Source organism: Planctomycetia bacterium (assembly GCA_021413845.1).
Lineage (GTDB): Bacteria > Planctomycetota > Planctomycetia > Pirellulales > PNKZ01 > PNKZ01.
Window position 1 is genome coordinate 1 of record JAIOPP010000150.1, and the last position, 7,361, is coordinate 7,361.

The window sequence follows — 7,361 nt, forward strand, 5'->3', positions numbered from 1 at the left end:
GCGGAAATACGGCGGCACCGGGCTAGGGTTGGCGATCAGCCGCGAACTGGCGTCGCTGCTCGGCGGCGAAATTCGGTTTGTGAGTACGCACGGTCAAGGAAGCACGTTCACGCTGTTCCTGCCGCTGCAATACAAAGGCCCGTCGATCGCCGCGCAGAATCCGAGCGCACGCTCGACCGAAGAGGCCGGCAAGTCGCATGCGATTCGAGTTCTGTCCGTGGCCCGAGAGGAAGAGATTCCGGACGATCGCGAGAGCATCGTCGACGGCGATCCGGTGGTGCTCGTCATCGAAGACGATCCGCACCATGCCCGCATTTTGCTCGGCCTAGCGCGCGACAAAGGCTTCAAGGTGCTCGTGGCGACGCGCGGAGCCGTGGGCCTGTCGTTGGCCCGACAGTATCGCCCCACGGCGATTACGCTCGATATTTACCTGCCCGACATGCTCGGCTGGACGGTGCTGAACAACATCAAGTCGGACTCGAACACGCGGCACATCCCGGTGCAGATCATCACGGTCGACGAAGATCGGCAGTCGGTCTTGTCGCGCGGCGCGTTCGCGCTGCTGACGAAGTCTCCGACGACGGCCGGAATGGAAGCGGCCTTCGATCGCTTGAAGGATTTCACGACGGCCCGCACGAAGCGGTTGCTCGTCGTGGAAGACAACGCCATCGAGCGCGAGTCGATCATCGCCCTGCTCGACCATGAAGACATCGAGTTGCAAGCGGTCGGGACCGGTGCCGAAGCCCTAGCGGCATTGCTCGGCCGGCCGTTCGATTGCGTCGTGCTCGATCTCCGGCTGCCCGACATGACGGGCTTCGAGTTGCTCGAAAAGATCCAAGCCGTACCGGATTTGGCGAACTTGCCGATCGTCGTCTTTACGGGCAAGGAGCTTTCTTTCGAAGAAGAAGCGCGGTTGAAGCTGATGGCGAAGAGCATCGTGCTGAAAGACGTGCAGTCGCCGGAGCGCTTGCTCGACGAAACGGCCCTCTTCCTACATCGAGTCGTCGCCGATCTGCCGATCGAGAAGCAGAAGATGCTCGAACGGTTGCACGACTCCAACGAAGTACTGCTCGGCCGCAAGGTGCTCGTGGTCGACGACGATGCACGCAACATTTTCGCGCTCACGTCGCTGCTCGAAAGCCGCGACATGGAAGTCATCAGCGCGACCAACGGCCGGCAGGCGATCAACCTGATTCAAGAAACCCCGGACATCAACATCGTGCTCATGGATATCATGATGCCCGAGATGGACGGATATCAAACGATCGGCGAAATTCGTAAAGACAAGCAGTTTCGCAACTTGCCGATTTTGGCGATCACGGCGAAAGCCATGAAGGGGGATCGCGAGAAGTGTTTGGAAGCCGGCGCTTCGGACTACATCGCGAAGCCGGTCAATAGCGATCAGCTTCTCTCCTTGATGCGGGTTTGGCTGTTCCGGTAGGATCGACTCGTACGCTACGATCTCGTCTATGACTACGAAGATGATCCTGAGCATGGAAAAAGCCGACGCGCCGCAATCGCAGCAGGGACAGAGCCCCCACGGCGCACCCGTGCTCGCTCCGGCCGGCGTCGGCGAACGGATCAACATCCTCATCGTCGACGACGAGCCGATCAACCTCACCGTGCTGGAAACGGTGCTGGACGATCCCGGCTACCGGCTCGTCCGCGCCGAATCCGCCGACCAAGCGCTCATGGCGTTGATCGGCGAAGAATTCGCCTTGATCATCCTCGACATCAACATGCCGGTGATGAGCGGGTTCGAGCTCGCGAACATGATCAAGCAGCGTAAGAAGACGGCCGGCGAGCCGATCATCTTCCTCACCGCTTACTTTAGCGAAGATCAGCACGTGCTCGAAGGATACGGCACCGGTGCGGTCGACTACCTGCACAAGCCGATCAATGCCACGATTCTGCGGTCGAAAGTCGCCGTGTTCGCCGAGCTCTACCGCAAGACGCGCGAGTGCGCGCTGGCGAACGAAAGCCTCCTCTCGGAAGTCGCCGAGCGGCGCCGTGCGCAAGAGCAGCTCTTGCTCTTAAACAACGAACTCGAAGAACGGGTCGCCCAGCGCACTTCGGCCCTCGTGCGTGCCGACGCCGCGCTGCGCGACGCCGATCGCCAAAAAGATGAATTTCTCGCGACGCTCGCTCATGAGCTGCGCAACCCCCTGGCGCCGATTCGCAACGCCGTGCAGATTCTCTTGCTCAAGGGGCAAGACGTTCCCGACTTGCAATGGGCCGGCGACGTGATCGAACGTCAGGTGAGCCAGATGACTCGGCTCGTCGACGACTTGCTCGACGTCTCGCGCATCACGACCGGCAAGCTCGAGCTGCGCACCGAGATCGTCGAGTTGGCGAAAGTCGTGCAAGCGGCCGTGGAAACGAGCCGGCCGCTGATCGATCAAGACGGCCATCGCCTGACGATTTCCCTGCCGGCGCAACCGCTCTTGGTCAACGCCGACGTGATTCGCCTCGCCGAAGTGTTTGCCAATCTCTTGAACAACGCTGCGAAATATACCGAACGCGGCGGCGACATCGAGCTGAGCGTCGAGCAACAAGAGCGCTTCGCGGTCGTCCGTGTGAAGGATACCGGGATCGGCATTCCGAACGATATGCTGCCGCGCGTCTTCAATCTCTTCACGCAAGTCGATCGCCATCTGCATCGCTCGCAGGGAGGCCTCGGCATCGGCCTGACGCTCGTCAAACGGCTCGTCGAGATGCACGCCGGCACGGTCGAAGCTCGAAGCGACGGAGCCAACCGCGGGAGCGAGTTCATCGTCCGGCTGCCGCTCGTCGCCGCCGACATGGCGACCGTGCCGAAGGCCGGAGGCAAGAAGTCGGCGTTTACGTCGCAATATCGCGTGCTCGTGGTCGACGACAACCATGACGGTGCCGAAACACTCGGGATGATGCTCGGCATCATGGGGAACGAGATCCGCCTCGCGCACGACGGCCTCGCCGCGGTCGAAGCGGCCGAGGCGTTCAAGCCCGAGGTCGTGCTGCTCGACATCGGCATGCCGGTCCTCGACGGCTACGATGCTTGCCGGCGCATTCGAGAACAGCCGTGGGGCAAGTCGATGATTCTCATCGCGCTCACCGGCTGGGGCCAAGACGCCGACCGGAAACGCACGCGCGAGGCCGGCTTCGATCATCATCTGGTGAAGCCGGTCGAAGCGGCGACGCTCATGAGCGTCTTCGCCGGATTAGGTCGATAACGCGGGCTCGAATCCGCGGCACGTTGGGCGAGCCTCCGCATGTCAGGCAGGCCGCTCTAAAGCAACACCCGCACGACGCGCAGTTGGAATTCTCGCAACTCGTCTTCGCTCCAACTCGCGTCCGCTTTGAGCTTTTCGAGGCAGCTCGCCAAGTGCGTGAACGGCGTGTGCGATTCGCGGCAGGCATCCAAACATTCTTGAACGGCCGCGTCGACTTTGGTGAGTTGCTGCTGATCCATGATCGCCATTTTAATAAGCCTTGCGAGAGCTGTCCGTGCGACAAATTGTCGCGTCGTCGAATCGCTGTCGTCGAATCACTGTTTCGGAAAACCGCTGGGCTTGCAAACTGCTTGCGTCGAGTGCGCGAGGCCGAAGCGGGAGCGTTGCTACGAAATCTTGAGTAAGACCGCGAGGCAGGACTGCGCCCAAGCGAGAATCACTCCCTTCGATTCATACAGCGCGGCCAAGGCCACGGCACACACGCCCGTCATGACGACGGTCTGCGTCGTTTCCATTCCCAGTTCACAACGACGCAACTTCCGCACGACTTCGACGACCTTCGACATACCGCACCTTTACCTGTCGGTTCCTTATTGGATGATTTACGTTCGCGTTCGGCCGCTCGCCCTGGCGATGTACCGGCGATCTCCGCTGCTTAGCAAAGGCGCGAAACGAGCCGAAGCGTTACAGGGTCGCGAATTGCTCGCATCTTCGCTGCAACCGGCATATCTTAAGGGAGCCCACCGCCCACCTTCGGAGCTCGCGACTATGCCCTCCTGCCGCTCGACTTCATCGTTTTGCCGCCTCGCCTTAGTAGCCTTCGCGATCTTCGCGACGCTCGCCGCAAATCGGCAGCTACGCGCCGAGCCTGCTCTCAGCCATGCTCCGCTCCGCACGTTGCCGAAGCCCTCGGCCCGTCCGCCGGCCACGGGCTCGAACAAGTATGCCGATGCCGCGCGCGGCAGCGATCAGGCCGACGGCAGCTCCGGGCATCCCTGGCGCACGATCAATCACGCCCTCACGCAGCTCCGCGCCGGCGACACGCTCAATCTCCGCGGCGGCACCTACTACGAACAGGTCCGCTGCGCCCTTCGAGGGACCGCGGAGCAGCCGATCGTCGTTCGCTCGGCCTCCGGCGAACTCGCGACGATCGACGCCGGCGAGCGTGAATTCTTCGAGCAGCCCGCGCAAGCTTGGGAACCGGTTGCCGGCGCCGGCGACGAATACCGCTCGACGCGCACCTTCGGCAACATCCGTTACCTGCTCGGCTCGTTCGGCGATTCGTTCATCGGCCTCAACACCTATTACCACGCGCAAGACCTGCGTGCGACGAACGAAATGTGGGACCTCGTCTCGTCCGACGATAAGAACGGCGACGTGAAGCCCGTCTATTGCGGCCCCGGCCTGTGGTACGACCCGGCAACCGGTCGCGTGCATGCGCGCCTTGCGCACACGCACTTGAAAGGGACCGACAACTACACGGGCTCGACCGACCCGCGGCAAGTGCCGCTCGTCGTCGTGCCGTCGCATCATATTCCGCTTCGCCTCGACGGCGCGGCCCATCTTACGTTTCAAGATCTCGTCGTTCGGGGCGGCGGGCACGACACGATTCTGCTCGAGCAAACCCGCGCGATCGCGTTCGACAACGTGACCGTTTGGTGCGGCTCCAACGGCATTCGAGCCTATGGCGCTCAAGGGCTCACGCTGCATCGTTGCGGCCTGTTCGGTAACGTACCGCCGTGGACGTTTCGCACCGACACGAGCCTCCGCACTTATCCGTGGCGCAACGAACGAGACATTACGCGGCTCAATACCCACGCTCTGTTGCTCCCCAACTCCGGCCGCGAGTCCGACGTCTATGCGTTTCCGCAAAACGACGATTGGAAAATCAGTTATTGCGAGTTCGGCGACGGCCACGACGGCGTTTATCTCGGCGGTCTCAACGTCGACTTCCACCACAACCTCATCGACGGCACGCAAGACGACGGCATCTATCTGAGCCCGATGTACCATCGCTATACGAAGACGCCCGACCGGATTCGCATTCATGCGAACGTGATCCGCCGTTGCCTCACGCCGCTGGCGTTCGGCGGCAAGGAGCTCACGACCGACGTCGTGTTCGTCTGCCGCAACGTGATCGACTGCCGCGAGCCGATTCCCACCGGCCGCCCGTCGACCGCGAAGCCGGAACCGACGTTTCAAAGCGGCAAGCCGCTCGGCGATCACGGGAGCCCGCCGTGGTCGTCGCTGTGGTTCGTGAACAACACGCTCTTGATGCGCGACCCGGCCCGCTCGGCCGAGATGGCGCTGACCGATGCGGCGCACTTCGAGCGCAAGCGCTACGTGTTCAACAATCTTTTCGTGCATACGGCCCCGCTTCCGGCACCGAAGCCGACCGTCGTCGGCGAAGGGATCAGCGACGGCAATCTCTATTGGTCGCTCGGGGCGAAGGGAGCGGAGACGTCGCAATTCTTCGCGAAGTTTCGCGGCTCGCCCGCTTTCGAGGAGAGTAAGAAGGTCTACTCGGCCGGCTTCGGCGCCGGCTCGCGCGTGGGAGACCCGCGCTTGAACGACGACTTCACGCTCGGCAAAGGGAGCGCCGCGATCGATGCGGGCACGGTCGTGCCGGCCGAGTATGTCGACCCGCTCCGCACCTTCGATCAAGGTGTGCCCGACATCGGCGCGCTACCGCTCGGCGCAAGCATGTTCCGCGTCGGCCGCGAGGCGGCGCAGCCCTGATTGTTGCAGGCACGCTCCGCGTGCCGTCGCGGGGCTTGTTCGATGTTGTTTTCAGGCACGATGGCTACGGCACGCGGAGCGTGCCTGCAACTTTGGCCTAATTCTTCGTGTTGAATTCTCGCCGCTTAAGTGCGATGTTCGAGCTTGTGACGGAGACAGGGCTCCGACCTCTGCGAGGTTTCGACACGTTGCTTCATTGCGACGACGAATCGCGACGGGAACCTTCGAGCTCCGCCGGTGCCGCTTGTCATCGCCGGGGCTCGAAGTAATCGACTTGATCGTCGGTCCCTCGCGACGCCGGCCGGCCGGGCGACGTAACAGCCGCCCGGCGTCTTCTTCCGGCCTGCGGTGCGTGCTTGCCTTGCTGTGGTAAATCGCTGCGGCGAACAAGCACGACTCGCGAGCTTCGGTCGCCGCGCGTGCGGATGAAACGTGCGACGAACTTAAACCGCAGCTCGAAACTTGCACGACGTTCCGCTCAGGGTTGCAAACCGGAGCAGAACGCTTCGCTTGCGTTGGGTGTCGTCCGGTGCGTCGTCGCCTGGGCGGGTCTTCTTGCGAGTTGTCTCGGGGAAGCTCGGCCGGGTGCAATGCTCTGCGCAGAGAATCGTTTGACAAGATGCCCGACCGAACCCGGGCGACGACGCACGAACTTTTTTGAAGTCGCAAAGGATGCGATCGGGGCCGTGCCGCGCGCGAATCTCAGATCGAAGCGAGCGGCCAAAGTAGCAGGCACGTTCCACGTGCCGTCCGCCACGGATGGCTTTGAACGATCGATACGGCCGTACCCCGGGATATACATCCCGGGCTATTGAACGGAGGCGGATTGCGGCGCGAGCATGGGTCGCGACTGAAACGCCCTAGTGGTTACGGCACGTGGAACGTGCCTACTACTTTTGCTACACGAGAATCTTGTGCAGCGGGTTTCCCTTCGTCAGCGCAAACGGACGGCCGAGTTGGTCATGCTCTTCTTGATGCGGATCGATGCCGAGCAAGTGGTAGATCGTGGCGACGAAGTCGGCCGGTCCGCACGAATCTTCCAGCGGATAAGCGCCGGTCTTGTCCGACTTGCCGAACACGGCCCCTTGCTTCACGCCGGCTCCGGCGAACAGCACGCAATAACAATCGGGCCAATGCTCGCGGCCGGCATTCTTGAGCGTGATCTTCGGCGAACGGCCGAACTCCGCGGCGACGACGACGAGCGTATCTTCGATCTCGCCGCTCTTTTCCAAGTCGTTCATCAAGGCGAACAATGCTTGGTCGTACGGCGGAATCAAATCTTCTTTGCAGGCCGTGAAGTTGTTCCAGTGCGTGTCCCAAGCGAAGCCGTTGCGGCCTTGCGTTCGCTGCCAGTTGCATTGCACGAGTCGCGTCCCGGCTTCGAGCAGCCGACGGCCCAACAGTACCGAC

Annotated in this window: 6 protein-coding genes; 3 read left to right on the forward strand and 3 right to left on the reverse strand. The window is 62.2% G+C overall.

What is annotated here, in order from left to right; all coding sequences use genetic code 11:
- Both K8U03_24960 and K8U03_24965 read left to right on the forward strand, forming a co-directional pair.
- The coding region (locus K8U03_24960) for a response regulator (GenBank protein ID MCE9608148.1) at positions 1–1,441 on the forward strand (1,441 nt) is incomplete at its 5' end.
- Positions 1,442–1,493: 52 nt separating this feature from the next.
- Complete coding sequence (locus K8U03_24965; protein MCE9608149.1) at positions 1,494–3,212, forward strand: response regulator; 1,719 nt, start codon at positions 1,494–1,496, stop codon at positions 3,210–3,212.
- 56 nt (positions 3,213–3,268) lie between these two features.
- Here the strand turns inward: K8U03_24965 and K8U03_24970 are convergent, their stop codons facing one another.
- Positions 3,269–3,460 carry a hypothetical protein gene (locus K8U03_24970; GenBank protein ID MCE9608150.1) on the reverse strand — a complete coding sequence of 64 codons (192 nt, stop codon included), beginning with the start codon at positions 3,458–3,460 and terminating at the stop codon, positions 3,269–3,271.
- Positions 3,461–3,598: 138 nt separating this feature from the next.
- Positions 3,599–3,778 (reverse strand): hypothetical protein, encoded by a 180-nt coding sequence (locus K8U03_24975; GenBank protein ID MCE9608151.1) that lies wholly within the window; start codon positions 3,776–3,778, stop codon positions 3,599–3,601.
- A 202-nt stretch (positions 3,779–3,980) separates the two neighbouring features.
- On the opposite strand from K8U03_24975, the gene K8U03_24980 reads away from it, so the two are divergent.
- Positions 3,981–5,951, forward strand: coding sequence for a DUF1565 domain-containing protein (locus K8U03_24980; protein ID MCE9608152.1), 1,971 nt, complete (start codon positions 3,981–3,983; stop codon positions 5,949–5,951).
- A gap of 899 nt (positions 5,952–6,850) precedes the next feature.
- Here K8U03_24980 and K8U03_24985 read toward each other — a convergent pair.
- Positions 6,851–7,361, reverse strand: a 511-nt coding sequence (locus K8U03_24985; protein MCE9608153.1) for a DUF1501 domain-containing protein, incomplete at its 5' end; no start/stop codon positions are given.